Here is an 18,145-nt window from a genome sequence, read left to right as displayed (position 1 = left end):
AGCGACAGGCTGCCACAGGCCGGCATAGCAGGTAGGATGTACGCCTATTTTGAGGGTGCCATCGTCAATGAAATTCAAGGATCTTCGGGATTTCGTGCAGCAGCTTGAGCAGCGCGGAGAGTTGAAACGCATCCAGATTCCCGTCTCGCCGGTGCTGGAAATGACTGAGGTGTGTGACCGCACCCTGCGGGCCAAGGGCCCGGCGCTACTGTTCGAGAAACCGACCGGCTACGACATTCCGGTGCTTGGCAACCTGTTCGGCACGCCCGAGCGGGTGGCCATGGGCATGGGCGCCGAGTCGGTCAGCGAACTGCGCGAAATCGGCAAGCTGCTGGCGTTCCTCAAGGAGCCGGAGCCGCCGAAGGGCTTGAAGGACGCGTGGTCGAAGCTGCCGATCTTCCGCAAGATCATTGCGATGGCGCCGAAAGTCGTCAAAGACGCGCCGTGCCAGGAAGTGGTCATCGAAGGCGATGACGTTGATCTGGCGATGCTGCCGGTGCAGACCTGCTGGCCGGGCGACGTGGCGCCGCTGATCACCTGGGGCCTGACCGTCACCAAAGGCCCGAACAAGGATCGGCAGAACCTCGGCATCTACCGTCAGCAAGTGATCGGCCGCAACAAGGTCATCATGCGCTGGCTCAGCCACCGTGGTGGCGCGCTGGATTTTCGCGAGTGGTGCGAAAAACATCCGGGCCAGCCGTTCCCGGTGTCCGTGGCCCTCGGCGCGGATCCGGCGACCATTCTTGGCGCCGTTACCCCGGTGCCGGACAGCCTCTCCGAATACGCTTTCGCCGGTCTGCTGCGCGACAGTCGCACGGAACTGGTGAAGTGCCGTGGCAATGACCTGCAAGTGCCGGCGACTGCCGAAATCATCCTTGAAGGCGTGATCCATCCGGGCGAGATGGCCGATGAAGGCCCTTACGGCGACCACACCGGCTACTACAACGAAGTCGACAGCTTCCCGGTGTTCACCGTCGAGCGCATCACTCACCGGATCAAACCGATCTACCACAGCACCTACACCGGCCGTCCGCCGGATGAGCCGGCGATCCTCGGCGTGGCACTGAACGAAGTGTTCGTGCCGATCCTGCAAAAGCAGTTCCCGGAAATCACCGACTTCTACCTGCCGCCCGAAGGCTGCTCGTACCGCATGGCCGTGGTGACGATGAAGAAGTCGTATCCGGGCCACGCCAAGCGCGTGATGCTGGGTGTCTGGTCGTTTTTGCGACAGTTCATGTACACCAAGTTCGTTATCGTCACCGACGACGATATCAACGCGCGGGACTGGAACGACGTGATCTGGGCCATCACCACGCGCATGGACCCCAAGCGCGACACGGTGATGATCGACAACACGCCGATCGACTACCTCGACTTCGCCTCGCCGGTGTCGGGTCTCGGCTCGAAGATGGGCCTGGATGCCACCCACAAGTGGCCGGGTGAAACCACTCGCGAGTGGGGCCGCGTCATCGTCAAGGACGACGCCGTCACCCAGCGAATCGATGCCATCTGGAATCAGTTAGGAATAGATTGATGCGTGTAACCCTGCAGCCCTCCGGAGCGGTGCTTGAGATACGGCCCGGGGAGCGGATTCTCGATGGTGCGCGGCGCCTGGGCTACGAATGCCCGCAAAGCTGCCGCAACGGCAATTGTCACGTGTGCGCAGCGCTGCTGGTGGAAGGTCGGGTCGAACAGGCCGGCAAGGTGCATGACCACGGCGAGTTCTACACTTGCATAGCGCAGCCGCTGGAAGACTGCATCCTGCTGTGGGATGGCGTGCTCGCGCTGGGAGAACTGCCGGTGCGCAGCCTGTCGTGTCAGGTCATCGAATGCCGGGACGTCGGTGGCGATACCTGGCGCGTGCGCCTGCGGGCGCCGGCCGGCAAGCCGCCGCGTTATCACGCCGGCCAGTACCTGATGATCGAACGCGAGAGCGGCGAGAAGTCAGCCTTTTCCATGGCCTCGGCGCCCCACGGCGGTCGAGACCTGGAAATCCATGTGCTGGCCCGTGAAGCCAGTGCCCTGAACCTGATCGAACAACTGCAGCGCAATTCGATGGTGCGGGTCGAGCTGCCGTTCGGCGACACCCACCTCGCGGAATTGCCGGACGGGCCGCTGGTGCTGATTGCCGCCGGCACCGGCATGGGCCAGATTCACAGCCTGATCGAACATTGCCGGGCCAACGGTTTCAAGCATCCGGTGCATTTGTACTGGGGCGTGCGTCGTCCGGAAGATTTCTATGAAATCGAGCATTGGGACGAATGGCTGAAGCTGCCCAACCTGTTCCTGCACAAAGTCGTCAGTGACCAGTGCGGCTGGGAAGGGCGCTGCGGGATGTTGCATGAGGCGGTGTGCGAGGATTTCCCGGATCTGAAACCCTTGCACGTCTATGCCAGCGGTTCGCCGGCCATGGTCTACGGCACCCTGGATGCGCTGGTGGAAGCCGGGATGGATGCTCACCAGATGCGCGCCGACGTATTTGCGTACGCGCCGCGCTCTTGAGCCTGTCAGAGTCGCTTTAGAAGCGTACGCCCGTTGTCACCATGGCCGCATTGGCGCCGAGAAAAACCAGCTCGGCGCCCAGCGGGCCATAGTGGGTACCGACCGACGGAATGATCACCGGTGCAACGCCGAAGTGATTGAGCGGGATTTTGTCCTTGTAGTCACCCCGATAACCCTGCAGCAATCCGCCCGTGAGTTTCACGTACACCGGATATTCGGCACTGTCGAAGCGCTTGCCGGCATAGGCGTAATTGGAGCGCTGGCGGAACGAGTTACGGAAAGTTGCCCCGCCAAATACCCAGCCCGAAGCCTGATTGCGTTCAATGCCGATCAAGTCCTGATGATTGTTGTGTTCGGGGTCGGGTGAGTAATGTTTGGTATAGACACTGGTCTGTGCATACCAGAAACCCTTGTCCTCTTGCGAATCATCGGCGGCCAGTGCCTGGCCGGTCTGAATCAATAAAAGTGCGGCCAAAAGCCTTGGTGTGTTCATCGTGCAGCCTCGGTTGAACGGGTTGGCTTGCGCCAGAGGAAAGCCGTTGTACGTAGGCGTTCAGCGACGGTAAATATGGAAAGTCCGAAATTTTAGTAGGAAAAATCCCGAGACTTCATGAACGAAACCTGAACGAAGAGAGGGCTTAACGATATTTCATTCGGGTATTTAAGATATCTGCGCAATGGTATTAGGCTATATCAAACAAGATAGCCCTCGCGGATAACCCCGAATTAGCGCTATCAAAGGTGTCATACATCCTTTAGCACTTTTCGTTTTACAGTTACTGCTATATGTTCTATCAAGCGAATTGTGCTTACATCTTGTAATACTTGCGGGGCCGAATACTTCCGTCATGACAGCCATTGAATCTGCTTTTCTGAATCTGGCTTACCCTCCGCGGCTCGACCTGGGGCCGCAGCTGACTCACGAACAACTTCTCGCTTCCATGCAATCGACCATGGCACGCCACAAGGGCGGGCCGGTGTGGCTGTTCGCCTACGGGTCGTTGATCTGGCGGCCGGAGTGTTCGGCAGTGGAGCGCGTGCGCGGGCGGGTGCATGGCTACCATCGTGGTTTGTACCTGTGGTCCCACGAACATCGCGGCACACCGGAAATGCCGGGGCTGGTGTTCGGTCTGGATCGCGGCGGCTCGTGCAGCGGCTTTGCCTACCGGTTGCCGGAAGACAACCTCGACAGTGCGCTGTATGCGCTGTGGAAACGCGAGATGCCGTTCCCGTCCTATCGCCCACACTGGCTCAACTGCCGTCTCGAAGATGGCAGCCAGGTACAGGCGCTGGGATTTGTATTGGAGCGACACCTGCCCAGCTACGCCGGCAACTTGCCGGATCATGTGCTGAGCCAGGTGTTCGAAAGCGCTTGCGGGCGTTACGGCACCACTCGCGATTATGTCGAGCAGACCGCCCACGCCCTGCGCAGCCACGCCATGCCAGACCGGAATCTGGAGGCGCGGCTCAAGCGCTGCAAGTCAAAAGCCGATCAGGCAACGGCTTCGCGGCTCTGACTGGCGACTTGCTTGTGCCACAGCGTCGGGGCCAGGAAGGCCATCGACAGCAGGCAAGCGCCCACCAGCAGCACGAAACCGCCATCCCAGCCGAAATGGTCCACGGTGTAGCCCATCGCAGCACTGGCCGCGACCGAACCACCCAGATAACCGAACAGGCCGGTGAAGCCCGCCGCAGTACCGGCGGCTTTCTTCGGCGCCAGTTCCAGCGCTTGCAGGCCGATCAGCATCACCGGGCCGTAGATCAGGAAGCCGATCGAGAACAGCGCGATCATGTCGATGGTCGGGTTGCCGGCCGGGTTCAGCCAGTAAACCAGCGTTGCGACGGTTACCAGGGCCATGAATACCATGCCGGTCAGGCCACGGTTGCCACGGAAGATCTTGTCCGACATCCAGCCGCACAGCAGCGTGCCCGGGATACCCGCCCACTCGTAGAAGAAGTAGGCCCACGAAGTCTTGTCGACGTCGAAGTGCTTGGCTTCCTTGAGGTAGGTCGGTGCCCAGTCCAGCACGCCGTAGCGCAGCAGGTAGACGAAGACGTTGGCCAAAGCGATGTACCAGAGCATTTTGTTGCGCAGCACGTATTTGACGAAGATTTCCTTGGCGCTGAATTCGTCTTCGTGGCTGGCGTCGTAGCCTTCCGGGTAGTCGTTCTTGTACTTCTCGATCGGCGGCAGGCCGACCGACTGCGGGGTGTCACGCATGGTGATGAAGGCAAACGCCGCCACCGCCAGGGCTACCGCCGCCGGCACGTAGAATGCCGAGTGCCAGTCGTTGAACAGGCCCATGCCGATCAGGAACAGCGGGCCGATCAGGCCGCCACCGACGTTGTGCGCCACGTTCCACACGGACACCACGCCACCACGTTCCTTCTGCGACCACCAGTGCACCATGGTCCGACCGCTCGGCGGCCAGCCCATTCCCTGGGCCCAGCCGTTGATGAACAGCAGGATGAACATCATGGTCACGCTGGACGTTGCCCAGGGCGCGAAACCGAAAATGAACATCACCCCCGCCGAGACCAGCAGGCCGAAGGGCAGGAAGTAGCGCGGGTTGGAACGGTCGGAGACCAGGCCCATGAGGAACTTGGACAGACCGTAGGCGATAGCGATGGCCGACATCGCCAGACCCAGCTCGCCGCGGGTGTAACCCTCGTCGATCAGGTACGGCATGGCCAGGGAGAAGTTTTTGCGCAGCAGGTAGTAACCCGCGTAGCCAAAGAAGATACCGGCGAAGATCTGCCAGCGCAGGCGTCGGTAAGTACTGTCTATTTTTTCTTCAGGCAATGGAGCCTGATGTGCGGCAGGTCGAAAGAAAGCAAACATTCAAGAGCTCCAAATTTCTTGTTTTGACTGCGGATGCGAATGTTACAGTTTCGTTACCGAAAATAGCACCGGTTCGCATCGGCAAAACAGCAGAAAATGTTGGAAGTCGCACGTTCTTTTACGAACCTGTCGCTCAGCTGTAAGAACGGGGCGTTTTCACTACTTGTGAACATGGGGTGGCTTAGACTCGCGATCCGTCGACCGACTGTTCTGCAGAGATGAATGATGGCTTTGAGGGTTCGCATGTTAGTGCGCCGATTATTGGCGGCGGCGGTTATCGTCGTTGCGGCGCTGACATTGATTTACGCCGATCACCCTGCCCAGTCCGGTTTGCGCAATGCCACGGTGCTGATCATCCGCCATGCGGAAAAGCCGACTGAGGGGACGGTACTCAATGCCCGGGGCGAAGAAAGAGCTCGCGCCTACGTCGACTATTTCAATCCGTTGAAACTGGATGGCCAGACGCTCACTCCGGAACGACTGATTGCCGCCGGCGACAGCCCGGTGAGTTCCCGCTCGCGCCTGACCCTGACCCCGCTGGCCGAACGCCTGAACCTGTCTGTCGAACAGCCTTACATCAATAACGATGCCCACGAACTGGTCAAACTGCTGCGCAAGAGCAATCAGGCGCCGACCATCCTGATCGCCTGGCACCACGGCCATATCAACCACCTGATTCAAGCGTTCGGCGGCGACAGTACGGCACTGATGGGGCAGAAGAAGTGGCCGGACGAGGTTTACGACTGGCTGATTGTCCTGCGTTTCGACGACAAGGGCCGGATCATCAAGGCCAGCAGCCGGAAGGTTCAGGAGCATCTGTTGCCGGGCGATGCTGAGGATTTGCCCGGCAACAAATGACGGCTCTTAGGTGCTTCAGCGCACCTGCACCACAACCTTACCCACAGCCTTGCGCTGCCCTAGATCATTGATCGCCTGCGCCGCCTTGCTCAGCGGATACACCTGCGACACCAGCGGCTTCAGCTTGCCCTCGGCAAACCAGCCGAACAATTGCTGGAAGTTCGCTGCGTTGTCCTGTGGCTGGCGTTGGGCGAAGGAGCCCCAGAACACACCGAGCACGGCCGCGCCCTTGAGCAGCGCGAGGTTGACCGGCAGTTCGGGGATGCGGCCACTGGCGAAGCCGACCACCAGCAGGCGGCCGTTCCAGGCGATGGCGCGGATAGCCTGGTCGAACAGGTCGCCGCCGACCGGATCGTAAATCACGTCGGCGCCCTGGCCGTCGGTCAGGCGCTTGATCTCGTCCTTGAGGCTGGTTTCGCTGTAGTTGATCAGTTCGTCGGCACCGGCGGCCTTGGCCACGGCAAGCTTCTCGGCGCTGCTGGCGGCCGCGATCACCCGGGCGCCCATGGCTTTGCCGATCTCCACGGCCGCGAGCCCGACGCCGCCGGAGGCACCGAGTACCAGCAGGGTTTCGCCCGGTTGCAGGTTGCCGCGTTGCTTGAGCGCGTGCATCGAAGTGCCGTAGGTCATGCTGAACGCGGCGGCAGTGTTGAAATCCATCGACGGTGGAATCGGCAGCACGTTATAGCCCGGTACAGCGACCTGCTCGGCGAAGCTGCCCCAGCCGGTCAGGGCCATGACCCGGTCGCCGACTTTCAAATGGCTGACCTTTTCACCCACCGCGCTGACCACGCCAGAGGCTTCGCCACCCGGGGAAAACGGGAAGGGCGGCTTGAACTGGTACTTGCCCTCGATGATCAGCGTGTCCGGGAAGTTGACCCCGGCGGCGTGCACGTCCAGCAGGATTTCATTCTTCTTCGCGACAGGGCTGGCGACGTCTTCCAGCACCAGCGATTCGGCAGGGCCGAAGGCTTTGCACAGCACGGCTTTCATCAGGGCTATTCCTTTGGGAGTGATGGCCGATAAGTGTAGGTGTGGCAGTCAACGGGTCAACGAGCATGCCCGGCCCTGATAGTCCGCCATAAGCTTGTGCTTGCGCGGCGGGTCGTTATGCTAGGCCGCAAACCGGATAAGGAGCGAATTGTGAAAGCGTGGATCATGTTGTTGCTGGCCCTGTCTCTGCCTGTGGCAGCGCTGGCCGAAGAAGCCAAAGAAGGCGAGGCGCCGAAGGTCAACTACATCACCCTGAGCCCGCCGTTCGTGGGCAACTACGGGCTGGACGGTACGCCGAAGCTCAAGGTCTACAAGGCCGACGTAGCGTTGCGAGTGACGGGGGACGAGGCGACCAAACTGGTCAAGGCCAACGAGCCGCTGATCCGCAATCAACTGGTGGCGCTGTTTACCCAGCAGACCACCGAAGCGATGGGCAGCATCGAGGGCAAGGAAAAGCTGCGTCAGGAAGCGTTGAAGCAGACTCAACAAGTGATGAATGACGAGACCGGCAAACCGGTGGTCGAGGATCTGTTGTTCAACAACCTGATCATTCAATAACAACTGCTGTCCGGGCGGGTCTGATCGCGAGCAGGCTCGCTCCCACAGGATTTATGTTGATCACAACGTTGTGATTCAACAAAGATCCAATGTGGGAGCGAGCCTGCTCGCGATGGCATTTACAGCGGCGCCAACCTTCTACGGTTTCAACGCCATCACCGCCGCCCACTGCTCGGCCGTCACCGGCATCACCGACAGCCGCGAGCCCTTCTGCACCAATGGCATCTCGGCCAGTGCCGTCTGCTGCTTCAGGTAATCCAGCTTCAACACCCGGGCAAACGTCTCGACATGGGCGACATCGATCGCACTCCAGGCGTTTTTCTCCGGCGTGGCTTTCGGGTCGTAGTAGTGGCTCTCGGGCTCAAGTGCCGTCGGGTCAGGGTAGGCCGCTTCGATAATCTTGCCGATTCCGGCAATGCCCGGTTCCGGGCAGCTGGAGTGATAGAAAAAGAACTCATCCCCCACCGCCATGGCCCGCAGGAAATTGCGTGCCTGATAGTTGCGCACCCCGTCCCAGCGCGCTTTGCCGAGTTTTTCCAGACCCTTGATCGAAAGTTCGTCGGGCTCGGATTTCATCAGCCAGTAGGCCATGGTGTGTGCTCCTGAAACGGTCATTGGGCAGGTTGTCGGGCAATTTTATGACAAACCGACAGTCGGTTGACGCCAGCATTTGCGCAGAGGTTCACGTTGTCGCAAAATGCCGGCCTTTAAAGCTTGACGCTGCTGCACGGCCTACGAATGGAAACCGCTGCTGTCATCGTGATGATGTGCCTTGAGGGGGGCAATCGATGAAACGCAAACCGGATTTGCTGTGGACTTTGGTGATTTTGTTCGGCCTGGGCGTCGTGACCACCGGTTATGCGCAAAGTCTGTGGGCCAACAAGGCCGATGCTCCCATTGAAGTGGCGCAACAAGTACAGCAGTCGACAGCGTTCAAACGCTGACACCGTCTTCCCGACGCCGCTGAATCCCTCGCGGCGTCTACCCTGCGAAATACCACGCCTTGTCGGTCACCGTTCCCTGCAACGGTACATCCCAGCTGGCCTGTGCCAGTCGTTCGACTTTCTGACATTCATGGGCCAGGCCCAACAGCGTCGGCTTGCGCCAGTTCTGGCGTCGGGCCAGGTACGCCAGGCTGCGATCGTAGAACCCGCCGCCCATTCCCAGGCGCCCGCCGACATCGTCAAACCCCACCAATGGCAACAACACCAGATCCAGTGCCCAGATCTTGCGCTGACGGGCGACATTGACCCGGGGCTCAAGAATGCGGAAACGGTTGGGTTTGAGTTTTTCGCCGGGGCGGATCTGCTGAAAGACCATTTTGGTCCGCGGCCAAGCGCTCAGCACCGGCAGGTAGGTTTTCTTGCCCCGACGCTGGGCGGCGCGCAGCAACAGGCGCGGGTCGATTTCACCATCGGTGGGCAGGTACAGGGAAATGTGTTTGGCCCGGCGAAATTGCGGGTCCTGCGCGAGCTGTTTGTACAGGCCTTCGGCGGCCTGGCGTTGTTCGCTTCGCGTAAGCGAGCGGCGGGCCTTGCGCAGCAGGCGGCGCAGTTGGGGGCGGGGCAGCAGCGCGGGTTCGGTCATGGTTCGGCTTCGGCAGGATGGGGACGAAAACGTACGCATAAAAAATCCGATGCCGGCATGCACCGGCATCGGATTCGAATCAGGCTCCCCGGATGAGCCGCTGTCGACTTAGCCCTTGAACCCGAGAGTTCAAGGTGGAGGATGCAGTAGGCTTTAAGGCTTTCCGTCTGGCGGACATGCACACCAGCCCAACGTGCAACCCCCAGGGTAGTGCAAATCGGCTCAGGGACATCGTCAACTGGCAAGCACCCCAGGGAGTGCGGCGAGTATACCTCAAGCCGTCTGGCGAATCAGCCCTTGCTGATGTCCGGATCGTCGGCCAGCACCAGATCGACACGATCGAGCAAGTCACGCACCTGTTCACGGGTCGAGCCGCTGGCCTGGATGTCCGGGCGCTCTTCTTTGTGCAAGAGGTCGTGGGTGATGTTCAGCGCGGCCATCACGGCGATGCGGTCGGCGCCGATGACTTTGCCGCTGCTGCGGATCTCGCGCATCTTGCCGTCCAGGTAACGCGCGGCGCTGATCAGATTGCTGCGCTCTTCCTGCGGGCAGATGATCGAATACTCTTTGTCGAGGATCTGCACGGTAACGCTATTGCTTGAACTCATGAGTCTTGCTCCAGGGCCTTGAGGCGCGAAATCATCGATTCGACCTTACGCCGGGCGATTTCGTTTTTTTCAATGAGGTGCGCGCGTTCCTCGCGCCAGGTCTTTTCCTGAGCTAGTAAGAGTGCGTTTTGACTCTTTAGTTGCTCGACCCGAGTAATCAGCAGTTCGAGTCTGGCCATCAGCGCTTGCAGGTCGGTGTCTTCCATTGTGTCCACTGATTCGGTCTGATGGGTTTGGCTGGCGGACAGCCTTTAATGGTCTTGGCGAGTCTGTCGATGTAGGATACAAGGCCTTCATTCTAGACATAGCGCCGTCTGGCGCCTAGCTGCCCATGCCCATTCAGAATTCCCCGTACCAAGGCTTTGCCACCCTGCTGAATTCCAGCGGTCACTCCGTTTCGCCTGCCGAACTGCACGGCCTGTTGCTGGGCCGCAGTTGCGCCGGCGCCGGCTTCAATGCCGAAGAGTGGTTGATCGATGCCGCCGAGCTGCTCGAAAGCGAGCCGCAGGACAACGTCCGCAACGCGCTGATCGGTCTGCAGGAAATGGTCAAGAGCGAACTCACCGGCGACGACGTCACCGTGGTTCTGCTGCTGCCCAACGATGACGCGCCACTGGCCGAGCGCGCTGCCGCGCTGGGTGAATGGTGCCAGGGCTTCCTCACCGGTTTCGGCCTGAACTGCCGCGACAGCAGCATGCTGAGCACCGAGGCCACCGAGGTGTTGCAGGATCTGGCGGCGATCTCCCAGGTGCAAGACGCGCTGGAAGAGTCCGAAGACGGCGAAAGCGACTACATGGAAGTCATGGAGTACCTGCGCGTAGCCCCGCTGCTGCTGTTCTCCGAAACCAAGAAAGCCGATGTGCCGCCAGCTGCCAAGCCGTCGCTGCACTGATCGCGTGCCAGGGAAAGCCATCTGCCCATGATCCATATCCCGAAAGCGGAATACAGCCGTCGCCGCAAGGCCTTGATGGCGCAGATGGAACCCAACAGTATCGCCATTCTGCCCGCCGCCGCGGTTGCCATCCGCAATCGCGACGTCGAGCATGTCTACCGCCAGGACAGTGACTTCCAGTACCTGAGCGGTTTCCCGGAGCCGCAAGCGGTCATCGTCCTGATGCCCGGTCGCGAACACGGCGAGTACGTGCTGTTCTGCCGTGAGCGTAATGCGGAGCGGGAACTATGGGACGGCCTGCGCGCCGGCCAGGAAGGCGCGATTCGCGATTTTGGCGCCGACGACGCTTTCCCCATCACCGACATCGACGACATCCTGCCGGGCCTGATCGAAGGCCGCGACCGAGTGTATTCGGCCATGGGCAGCAACCCGGAATTCGACCGCCACCTGATGGACTGGATCAACGTGATCCGCTCCAAGGCGCACCTCGGTGCCCAGCCGCCGAACGAATTCGTTGCCTTGGATCACCTGCTGCACGACATGCGCCTGTATAAATCGGCGGCAGAAGTGAAGGTGATGCGCGAAGCGGCGCGGATTTCCGCCCAAGCCCACATTCGGGCGATGCAGGCCAGCCGTGCCGGGCTCTACGAGTACAGCCTTGAAGCCGAGCTCGATTACGAGTTCCGCAAGGGCGGGGCGAAGATGCCGGCCTACGGTTCGATCGTCGCCGCCGGGCGCAACAGCTGCATCCTGCATTACCAGCAGAATGACGCGTTGCTCAAGGACGGCGATCTGGTGCTGATCGACGCCGGTTGCGAAATCGACTGCTACGCCAGCGACATCACCCGTACCTGGCCGGTCAACGGCAAGTTCTCGGCTGAGCAGAAAGCGATCTACGAATTGGTATTGGCCTCGCAGGAAGCTGCATTCGCCGAAATCGCCCCGAACAAGCACTGGAACCAGGCGCACGAAGCCACGGTTCGGGTCATCACCGCCGGGCTGGTGAAACTGGGGTTGTTGCAGGGCGAAGTGGACGAATTGATCGCCTCCGAGGCCTACAAGGCGTTTTACATGCACCGCGCCGGCCACTGGCTGGGCATGGATGTGCATGACGTCGGCGAATACAAGGTCGGCGGCGAATGGCGGGTGCTGGAAGTCGGCATGGCGCTGACCGTGGAGCCGGGCATCTACATCGCCCCGGACAATCAGAACGTAGCGAAGAAATGGCGCGGCATTGGCGTGCGCATTGAGGACGACGTGGTAGTGACCAAGAGCGGTTGTGAAATTTTGACCCACGGCGTGCCGAAAACCGTCGCCGAGATCGAAGCCCTGATGGCGCAAGCACGGACCTGCGCGGCATGAGTCGGGTCAATCTGGCAATCATCGGTGGCGGTCTGGTCGGCGCCAGTCTGGCGTTGGCCTTGCAGGCCGGGGCCAAGGCACGGGGCTGGAAGATCGTGCTGATCGAACCGTTCGCCCCCGGTGACAGCTGGCAACCAAGCTACGACGCGCGATCATCGGCACTGTCCTTCGGCTCGCGACAGATTTATCAGCGGCTGGGTGTGTGGCAGGAGATCTCCCGCCGCGCCGAACCGATCAAACAGATTCACGTGTCCGACCGTGGACGTTTTTCCACCGCCCGCCTGTCGGCGATGGAAGAAGGTGTCCCGGCGCTCGGCTATGTAGTGGAAAACGCCTGGCTCGGCCATTGCCTGTGGCAGCACGTCGACAGGGACGTGATCAGCTGGCGCTGCCCGGCAGAGGTCACCCGCATGGAACCGCTGCCCGACGGCTATCGCCTGACCCTCAACGATGAAACCACGCTCGAATGCGATCTGGCGGTGCTCGCCGATGGCGGCCGTTCCGGTCTGCGCGAGCAATTGGGCATCAACGTACGCAAGCGCCCGTACAACCAGAGCGCGCTGATCGCCAACATCACCCCGAGCGAAGCGCACAACGGCATGGCGTTCGAGCGCTTCACCGACGAAGGCCCGATGGCACTGCTGCCGCTGCCGGAAAACCGCTGCGCACTGGTCTGGACCCGTCTGGGCATGGACGCGCAACGTCTGGCCGACTTGAGCGAACGTGATTTTCTCAGCGAGCTGCAAGGCGTGTTCGGCTACCGCCTCGGCACCCTGAAGCAGGTCGGCGCGCGGCATCTGTACCCGCTGTCGCTGGTGGAAGCCGAAGAGCAGGTGCGCTCGCATCTGGCGGTCCTCGGCAACGCCGCCCACAGCTTGCACCCGATTGCCGGGCAGGGTTTCAACCTGTCCCTGCGCGATGCCGATGCCTTGGCCGCGGCGCTGCTGGCCAGCGACAAACCGCTGGGGGATTTCGCCACGTTGCAGGCTTATCGCGAACGCCAGCGTCTCGATCAGGACCTCACCGTCGGTTTTTCAGATCAGGTCACGCGCCTGTTCGGCAGCACTCAGCCACTGGTGTCGCTGGGACGCAACATCGGCCTGCTCGGTCTCGATCTGCTGCCGCCGGCCAAGCGCTGGTTCGCCCGCCAGGCCATGGGGCTGGGGACGCGGCCGGATGCGTGAGTGGCTGATCAGGCAGTTTGGCAAGGCGCGGCTGATGCGCTGGATCATGACGTTCTACCCGCCGTACTTCGGCGCCGGGATCCGGGTGAAGCACATCAGCGATGACTTTCGTGACATCCAGGTCTCGATGGGCCTGGGCTGGTACAACCGCAATTACGTCGGCACCCAGTTCGGCGGCAGTCTGTATTCGATGGTCGACCCGTTCTTCATGTTGATGCTCATGGAGAACCTCGGATCGAAGTACATCGTCTGGGACAAGGCCGCCGATATCGACTTTATTTCGCCGGGCAAAGGCCCCGTGTTTGCCCGGTTCAACATCGACGACACCCTGCTCGACGAGATCCGTCGGCAGACCGCCAGTGGCGAGAAATACCTGCCGCAGTTGCAGGTCGACATTCATGACGGCGCCGGCAACCTGGTGGCGCGGGTCGGTAAAACCCTTTACGTGCGGCTCAAGCCGCAAGCGAGACAGGCTTAAAGCATGGAAATGCGCGCAGATCTGCTGATTGTCGGAGCCGGAATGGTCGGCAGCGCCCTGGCGCTGGCGTTGCAGAACAGCGGGCTGGAAGTCCTGCTGCTCGACGGCAGCCCGCTGAGCGTCAAACCCTTCAATGGCGACGCGCCGTTCGAGCCTCGAGTGAGCGCACTGTCGGCGGCCAGCCAGCGGATCCTCGATCGCCTCGGCGTGTGGGACGGCATTGTCAACCGACGCAGCAGCCCCTACACCGACATGCATGTCTGGGACGGCAGCGGCACCGGGCAGATTCACTTCTCGGCCGGCAGCGTGCACGCCGATGTGCTCGGCCACATTGTCGAAAACCGTGTGGTGCAGGATGCCTTGCTCGACCGTTTGCACGATTGCGATCTGGGTCTGCTGCCCAATGCTCGGCTGGAGCAGATGCGCCGCTCCGGTGACGACTGGCTGCTGACCCTGGCTGACGGTCGCACCCTGCGCGCGCCGCTGGTGATCGCAGCGGACGGCGCCAATTCCGCCGTGCGCCGTCTGACCGGCGTCGCCACCCGCGAGTGGGATTATCTGCACCACGCCATCGTTACCAGCGTGCGCAGCAGCAAACCGCACCGCATGACGGCATGGCAGCGCTTCACCGATCACGGGCCGTTGGCGTTTCTGCCGCTGGAGCGTGACGGTCAGCAGGACTGGTGCTCGATCGTCTGGTCGACCACGCCAAGCGAAGCCGAGCGGCTGATGGCGCTGGATGAGGCGGATTTCTGCCGTGAACTGGAGCGTGCCTTCGAAGGCTGCCTCGGCGACGTCATGAGCGCCGACCCGCGTCTTTGCGTGCCGCTGCGTCAACGTCACGCCAAGCGCTACGTGGCCGAAGGCCTGGCATTGATCGGCGATGCCGCGCACACCATTCACCCGCTGGCGGGGCAGGGTGTGAACCTCGGTTTCCTCGACGCCGCTGTGCTGGCCGAAGTGCTGTTGCAAGCGAACGAACGCGGCGAACGTCTGGCGGACGTGAAAGTCCTGAGCCGCTACGAGCGTCGGCGCATGCCGCATAACCTGGCGCTGATGGCCGCGATGGAAGGTTTCGAGCGGTTGTTCCAGGCCGATCCGCTGCCGCTGCGCTGGCTGCGCAACACCGGACTGAAAATCGTCGAGCAGATGCCCGAGGCCAAAGCGCTGTTTGTGCGTGAAGCATTGGGGCTGACCGGGGACTTGCCGGCCCTCGCCAAGGCCTGACGAACGTCGTGCAACATCTGGTAACTCCTTGGGAAAGTGTTCGATTGAGCTGGTAAATGTGAGTCTTTATCATTTGGACCACTTTTCCCGACCGAGAGATCACTCCCATGTTGGCACCCAAGCGTCTTCTGACCGCACTGGCCCTGACCCTGATTGGCAGCACCGCCGCCCAGGCCGCCGACGAGGTGGTGGTCTACTCCTCGCGTATCGATGAACTGATCAAACCGGTGTTCGATGCCTACACCGCCAAGACCGGGGTGAAGATCAAGTTCATCACCGACAAGGAAGCGCCGCTGATGCAGCGGATCAAGGCTGAAGGCGAGAACGCCACCGCCGACCTGCTGCTGACCGTCGATGCCGGCAACCTCTGGCAGGCCGAACAGATGGGCATTCTCCAGCCGTTCACCTCGAAAACCATCGACGCCAACATTCCCCTGCAATACCGCTCGTCCACTCACGCCTGGACCGGCCTGAGCCTGCGCGCGCGGACCATCGCCTATTCCACCGCACGGGTGAAACCGGGCGAGTTGACCACCTACGAAGCGCTGGCCGACAAGAACTGGGAAGGCCGCCTGTGCCTGCGCACGGCGAAGAAGGTCTACAACCAGTCGCTGACCGCCACCATGATCGAAGTCCACGGCGCCGAGAAAACCGAGAAGATCCTCAAGGGCTGGGTCAACAACCTGTCCACCGATGTGTTCTCCGATGACGTCGCGGTGCTGGAAGCGATCAACGCCGGCCAGTGCGACGTCGGCATCGTCAACACCTACTACTACGGCCGCCTGCACCAGCAGAAGCCGGATCTGCCGGTAAAACTGTTCTGGCCGAACCAGGCGGACCGTGGTGTGCACGTCAACCTGTCGGGCATCGGCCTGACCAAACATGCGCCGCACCCGGAAGCGGCCAAGGCCCTGGTCGAGTGGATGACCACACCAGAGGCGCAGAAGATCTTTGCCGACGTGAACCAGGAATTCCCGGCGAATCCGGCGGTGAAGCCTTCGGAAGAAGTGGCGGCGTGGGGACAGTTTGTCGCCGATACGTTGCCGGTTGAGGTGGCGGGCAAGCGTCAGGCTGAGGCGATCCGGATGATGGATCGGGCGGGTTGGAACTGAGTTCTCGGGAAGTTCATCGACTACTTCAAGATCCAGCCCCTCACCCCAGCCCTCTCCCAGGGGGAGAGGGAGCCGATTTGGGTTGTTTTCGAAACCTGAGTTCGGCTCGATTTATCAGGTCGGCGTAACTCGAAAGATCACCACGGTCAGTCCCCTCTCCCCCCGGGAGAGGGCTAGGGTGAGGGCAGCAATCCTGACCTGAAACAAAAAAACCAAGAACACCTACATCCCTCCAGAGTTCTAAAAGTGGCCCACCCCGCCCAACGCCGCTGGTACCCCATCGTCTTCGCCATCGCCGCGTTGGTGCTGCTCCCCCTCAGCGTGCTCCTGCTGTCGTGGCAGACCATCGACCAGCAGATCTGGTCGCACCTGTGGGAAACCCAGATGCCACGTCTGCTGGGCAACACCCTGACGCTGGTGCTCGGCGTCGGCATCGGCGTGACCCTGCTGGGCGTCAGCCTCGCGTGGCTCACCAGCCTCTGCGAATTCCCCGGCCGGCGCTGGCTCGACTGGGCTTTAATGCTGCCCTTCGCAATTCCGGCCTATGTGCTGGCCTTCGTGTTCGTCGGCCTGCTGGACTTCGCAGGTCCCGTGCAAAGCTTGTTGCGCGAATGGTTTGGCACCGGCCTGCGCCTGCCGCGGGTACGCTCCACCGGCGGGGTGATTCTGGTGTTGGTGCTGGTGTTCTATCCCTACGTTTACTTGCTGGCACGTACCGCGTTTCTTGCCCAGGGCAAAGGCCTGATGGAAGCGGCGCGGGTGCTCGGCCAGTCGCCGTGGCAGGCGTTCTGGCGCGTGGCATTGCCGATGGCGCGGCCAGCCATCGGCGCCGGTGTGGCGCTGGCGTTGATGGAAACCCTGGCGGATTTCGGCGCGGTCTCGGTGTTCAACTTCGACACCTTCACCACGGCGATCTACAAGACCTGGTATGGCTTCTTCAGTCTGTCGAGCGCCGCGCAACTGGCCAGTCTGTTGCTGCTGGTGGTGATGCTGGTGTTGTACGGCGAACGTCGCGCGCGCGGCGCCAATCGGGCGAGCAACGAGCGGCCGCGGGTCAAGGCGCTGTATCACTTGCGCGGGCCCAAGGCCTGGGCGGCGACCGGCTGGTGCGGTCTGGTGTTCGCCTGTGCGTTTGTCATCCCGGTGCTGCAACTGCTGGTGTGGTTCTGGCAGCGGGGGCGTTTCGATCTGGATGAGCGTTACGCCGGGCTGATCCTGCACACCCTGTATCTGGGCGGTATGGCTGCACTGATCACGGTCAGCGTGGCGATGTTGCTGGCATTCGCCCGACGTCTGGCACCGACCCCGGCGATCCGTTCCGGCGTCAGTCTGGCCAACCTCGGCTACGCGTTACCGGGCTCGGTGCTGGCGGTGTCGATCATGCTGGCATTCAGTTATCTGGATCGTGAGCTGGTGATTCCGCTCTCCGGCTGGCTCGGCGGCGCAGGCAAACCGTTGCTGCTGGGCAGCCTGGCGGCGTTGCTGATGGCTTATCTGGTGCGGTTTGTAGCGGTCGCCTACGGGCCGCTGGAAAGCAGTCTGGCGCGTATACGGCCCTCTTTGCCTGAAGCAGCACGTAGCCTGGGTGTCAGTGGGCCGCGACTGTTTTTCAAAGTGTATCTGCCGTTGCTGCTGCCCGGCACGCTCAGCGCCGCGTTGCTGGTGTTCGTCGATGTGCTCAAGGAAATGCCTGCAACCCTGCTGATGCGCCCGTTTGGCTGGGACACGCTGGCCGTGCGGATCTTCGAAATGACCAGCGAAGGCGAATGGGCGAGGGCGTCGTTACCGGCGCTGACCCTGGTCCTGGTCGGCCTGTTGCCGGTCATCGGCCTGATCCGGCGTTCGGCCCACAGAAACACTTAGTCGTCAGTCCTGAATCATGCGGCTACAATGCGCGGCATTCGGTGCGGTCCGTCTGACAGACCCTGTCGCTGAAATCGGC

The 18,145-nt window shown here is 61.5% G+C and carries 20 protein-coding genes and 1 other RNA gene; 13 read left to right on the top strand and 8 right to left on the bottom strand.

What is annotated here, in order from left to right:
- Positions 1–67 precede the first annotated feature (67 nt).
- Entirely contained in the window at positions 68–1,534 is a 1,467-nt protein-coding gene (gene ubiD, locus ACW9HX_RS07870) for a 4-hydroxy-3-polyprenylbenzoate decarboxylase (RefSeq protein ID WP_007951823.1), read from the top strand.
- A complete protein-coding gene (locus tag ACW9HX_RS07865; RefSeq protein WP_457380152.1) occupies positions 1,534–2,502 on the top strand; it encodes a CDP-6-deoxy-delta-3,4-glucoseen reductase in 969 nt (322 codons plus the stop codon). Before ubiD ends, ACW9HX_RS07865 begins: the two co-directional genes overlap by 1 nt.
- A gap of 16 nt (positions 2,503–2,518) precedes the next feature.
- Here the strand turns inward: ACW9HX_RS07865 and ACW9HX_RS07860 are convergent, their stop codons facing one another.
- On the bottom strand, positions 2,519–2,995 hold the full coding sequence (locus tag ACW9HX_RS07860) for a sn-glycerol-3-phosphate transporter (protein ID WP_457380151.1): 477 nt from the start codon (positions 2,993–2,995) through the stop codon (positions 2,519–2,521).
- Between the two features lie 355 nt (positions 2,996–3,350).
- Between ACW9HX_RS07860 and ACW9HX_RS07855 the strand changes: the two genes are divergently transcribed.
- A complete protein-coding gene (locus tag ACW9HX_RS07855) occupies positions 3,351–4,019 on the top strand; it encodes a gamma-glutamylcyclotransferase (RefSeq protein ID WP_085708964.1) in 669 nt (222 codons plus the stop codon).
- Here the strand turns inward: ACW9HX_RS07855 and glpT are convergent.
- Positions 3,995–5,344 carry a glycerol-3-phosphate transporter gene (gene glpT, locus ACW9HX_RS07850; protein ID WP_457380150.1) on the bottom strand — a complete coding sequence of 450 codons (1,350 nt, stop codon included), beginning with the start codon at positions 5,342–5,344 and terminating at the stop codon, positions 3,995–3,997. The genes ACW9HX_RS07855 and glpT overlap by 25 nt on opposite strands.
- 225 nt (positions 5,345–5,569) lie before the next feature.
- Between glpT and ACW9HX_RS07845 the strand changes: the two genes are divergently transcribed.
- Entirely contained in the window at positions 5,570–6,202 is a 633-nt protein-coding gene (locus tag ACW9HX_RS07845; RefSeq protein ID WP_457380149.1) for a flagellar basal body-associated protein FliL, read from the top strand.
- Positions 6,203–6,217: 15 nt separating this feature from the next.
- On the opposite strand, the gene ACW9HX_RS07840 is transcribed toward ACW9HX_RS07845, so the two are convergent.
- Positions 6,218–7,195, bottom strand: coding sequence for an NADPH:quinone oxidoreductase family protein (locus tag ACW9HX_RS07840; RefSeq protein ID WP_457380148.1), 978 nt, complete (start codon positions 7,193–7,195; stop codon positions 6,218–6,220).
- A gap of 150 nt (positions 7,196–7,345) precedes the next feature.
- On the opposite strand from ACW9HX_RS07840, the gene ACW9HX_RS07835 reads away from it, so the two are divergent.
- The gene (locus tag ACW9HX_RS07835; RefSeq protein ID WP_177482361.1) at positions 7,346–7,753 is read left to right on the top strand and encodes a flagellar basal body-associated protein FliL; all 408 of its coding nucleotides are present in this window, start codon (positions 7,346–7,348) and stop codon (positions 7,751–7,753) included.
- A 138-nt stretch (positions 7,754–7,891) separates the two neighbouring features.
- Here ACW9HX_RS07835 and ACW9HX_RS07830 read toward each other — a convergent pair whose 3' ends face one another.
- Positions 7,892–8,344 (bottom strand): EVE domain-containing protein, encoded by a 453-nt coding sequence (locus ACW9HX_RS07830; RefSeq protein WP_457380147.1) that lies wholly within the window; start codon positions 8,342–8,344, stop codon positions 7,892–7,894.
- A gap of 197 nt (positions 8,345–8,541) precedes the next feature.
- Here ACW9HX_RS07830 and ACW9HX_RS07825 point away from each other — a divergent pair, with 197 nt between their 5' ends.
- Positions 8,542–8,697, top strand: coding sequence for a hypothetical protein (locus tag ACW9HX_RS07825; protein ID WP_007911192.1), 156 nt, complete (start codon positions 8,542–8,544; stop codon positions 8,695–8,697).
- Positions 8,698–8,734: 37 nt separating this feature from the next.
- Here the strand turns inward: ACW9HX_RS07825 and ACW9HX_RS07820 are convergent, their stop codons facing one another.
- From ACW9HX_RS07820 to ACW9HX_RS07805, 4 genes are all read right to left on the bottom strand, one after another.
- Positions 8,735–9,340: a 5-formyltetrahydrofolate cyclo-ligase gene (locus tag ACW9HX_RS07820; protein ID WP_457380146.1), complete on the bottom strand. Its 606-nt coding sequence runs from the start codon at positions 9,338–9,340 to the stop codon at positions 8,735–8,737.
- A gap of 81 nt (positions 9,341–9,421) precedes the next feature.
- Positions 9,422–9,600: non-coding RNA, 6S RNA (ssrS, locus tag ACW9HX_RS07815), on the bottom strand.
- Positions 9,601–9,630: 30 nt separating this feature from the next.
- Complete coding sequence (locus ACW9HX_RS07810; protein WP_007951811.1) at positions 9,631–9,948, bottom strand: cell division protein ZapA; 318 nt, start codon at positions 9,946–9,948, stop codon at positions 9,631–9,633.
- A complete protein-coding gene (locus ACW9HX_RS07805) occupies positions 9,945–10,154 on the bottom strand; it encodes a TIGR02449 family protein (RefSeq protein ID WP_007940359.1) in 210 nt (69 codons plus the stop codon). The genes ACW9HX_RS07810 and ACW9HX_RS07805 overlap by 4 nt, the downstream gene beginning before the upstream one ends.
- 125 nt (positions 10,155–10,279) lie before the next feature.
- Here ACW9HX_RS07805 and ACW9HX_RS07800 point away from each other — a divergent pair, with 125 nt between their 5' ends.
- The 7 genes from ACW9HX_RS07800 (at position 10,280) to ACW9HX_RS07770 (ending at position 18,066) form a co-directional block, all read left to right on the top strand.
- On the top strand, positions 10,280–10,840 hold the full coding sequence (locus ACW9HX_RS07800) for a YecA/YgfB family protein (RefSeq protein WP_007951810.1): 561 nt from the start codon (positions 10,280–10,282) through the stop codon (positions 10,838–10,840).
- A gap of 27 nt (positions 10,841–10,867) precedes the next feature.
- Complete coding sequence (gene pepP / locus ACW9HX_RS07795) at positions 10,868–12,202, top strand: Xaa-Pro aminopeptidase (protein ID WP_096817422.1); 1,335 nt, start codon at positions 10,868–10,870, stop codon at positions 12,200–12,202.
- Positions 12,199–13,386 (top strand): 2-octaprenyl-6-methoxyphenyl hydroxylase, encoded by a 1,188-nt coding sequence (gene ubiH / locus ACW9HX_RS07790; protein ID WP_457380145.1) that lies wholly within the window; start codon positions 12,199–12,201, stop codon positions 13,384–13,386. The genes pepP and ubiH overlap by 4 nt, the downstream gene beginning before the upstream one ends.
- A complete protein-coding gene (locus ACW9HX_RS07785) occupies positions 13,379–13,864 on the top strand; it encodes a DUF4442 domain-containing protein (protein ID WP_457380144.1) in 486 nt (161 codons plus the stop codon). The genes ubiH and ACW9HX_RS07785 overlap by 8 nt, the downstream gene beginning before the upstream one ends.
- 9 nt (positions 13,865–13,873) lie before the next feature.
- Positions 13,874–15,091: a 2-octaprenyl-3-methyl-6-methoxy-1,4-benzoquinol hydroxylase gene (locus ACW9HX_RS07780; RefSeq protein ID WP_457380201.1), complete on the top strand. Its 1,218-nt coding sequence runs from the start codon at positions 13,874–13,876 to the stop codon at positions 15,089–15,091.
- A 107-nt stretch (positions 15,092–15,198) separates the two neighbouring features.
- Positions 15,199–16,203 (top strand): extracellular solute-binding protein, encoded by a 1,005-nt coding sequence (locus ACW9HX_RS07775; RefSeq protein ID WP_457380143.1) that lies wholly within the window; start codon positions 15,199–15,201, stop codon positions 16,201–16,203.
- 246 nt (positions 16,204–16,449) lie between these two features.
- Complete coding sequence (locus ACW9HX_RS07770; RefSeq protein WP_457380142.1) at positions 16,450–18,066, top strand: ABC transporter permease; 1,617 nt, start codon at positions 16,450–16,452, stop codon at positions 18,064–18,066.
- The last annotated feature ends 79 nt before the right edge of the window (positions 18,067–18,145 follow it).

Source organism: Pseudomonas sp. SDO52101_S400, assembly GCF_054071635.1.
This window is presented reverse-complemented; position numbering and strand designations above follow the sequence as displayed.

Excerpts from the sequence above, each read along its gene's own strand:
- ubiD (WP_007951823.1), top strand. The coding sequence starts at position 68 with ATGAAATTCAAGGATCTTCGGGATTTCGTGCAGCAGCTTGAGCAGCGC.
- ACW9HX_RS07865 (WP_457380152.1), top strand. The coding sequence starts at position 1,534 with ATGCGTGTAACCCTGCAGCCCTCCGGAGCGGTGCTTGAGATACGGCCC.
- ACW9HX_RS07860 (WP_457380151.1), bottom strand. The coding sequence starts at position 2,995 with ATGAACACACCAAGGCTTTTGGCCGCACTTTTATTGATTCAGACCGGC.
- ACW9HX_RS07855 (WP_085708964.1), top strand. The coding sequence starts at position 3,351 with ATGACAGCCATTGAATCTGCTTTTCTGAATCTGGCTTACCCTCCGCGG.
- glpT (WP_457380150.1), bottom strand. The coding sequence starts at position 5,344 with ATGTTTGCTTTCTTTCGACCTGCCGCACATCAGGCTCCATTGCCTGAA.
- ACW9HX_RS07845 (WP_457380149.1), top strand. The coding sequence starts at position 5,570 with ATGGCTTTGAGGGTTCGCATGTTAGTGCGCCGATTATTGGCGGCGGCG.
- ACW9HX_RS07840 (WP_457380148.1), bottom strand. The coding sequence starts at position 7,195 with ATGAAAGCCGTGCTGTGCAAAGCCTTCGGCCCTGCCGAATCGCTGGTG.
- ACW9HX_RS07830 (WP_457380147.1), bottom strand. The coding sequence starts at position 8,344 with ATGGCCTACTGGCTGATGAAATCCGAGCCCGACGAACTTTCGATCAAG.
- ACW9HX_RS07825 (WP_007911192.1), top strand. The coding sequence starts at position 8,542 with ATGAAACGCAAACCGGATTTGCTGTGGACTTTGGTGATTTTGTTCGGC.
- ACW9HX_RS07820 (WP_457380146.1), bottom strand. The coding sequence starts at position 9,340 with ATGACCGAACCCGCGCTGCTGCCCCGCCCCCAACTGCGCCGCCTGCTG.
- ACW9HX_RS07810 (WP_007951811.1), bottom strand. The coding sequence starts at position 9,948 with ATGAGTTCAAGCAATAGCGTTACCGTGCAGATCCTCGACAAAGAGTAT.
- ACW9HX_RS07805 (WP_007940359.1), bottom strand. The coding sequence starts at position 10,154 with ATGGAAGACACCGACCTGCAAGCGCTGATGGCCAGACTCGAACTGCTG.
- ACW9HX_RS07800 (WP_007951810.1), top strand. The coding sequence starts at position 10,280 with ATGCCCATTCAGAATTCCCCGTACCAAGGCTTTGCCACCCTGCTGAAT.
- pepP (WP_096817422.1), top strand. The coding sequence starts at position 10,868 with ATGATCCATATCCCGAAAGCGGAATACAGCCGTCGCCGCAAGGCCTTG.
- ubiH (WP_457380145.1), top strand. The coding sequence starts at position 12,199 with ATGAGTCGGGTCAATCTGGCAATCATCGGTGGCGGTCTGGTCGGCGCC.
- ACW9HX_RS07785 (WP_457380144.1), top strand. The coding sequence starts at position 13,379 with ATGCGTGAGTGGCTGATCAGGCAGTTTGGCAAGGCGCGGCTGATGCGC.
- ACW9HX_RS07780 (WP_457380201.1), top strand. The coding sequence starts at position 13,874 with ATGCGCGCAGATCTGCTGATTGTCGGAGCCGGAATGGTCGGCAGCGCC.
- ACW9HX_RS07775 (WP_457380143.1), top strand. The coding sequence starts at position 15,199 with ATGTTGGCACCCAAGCGTCTTCTGACCGCACTGGCCCTGACCCTGATT.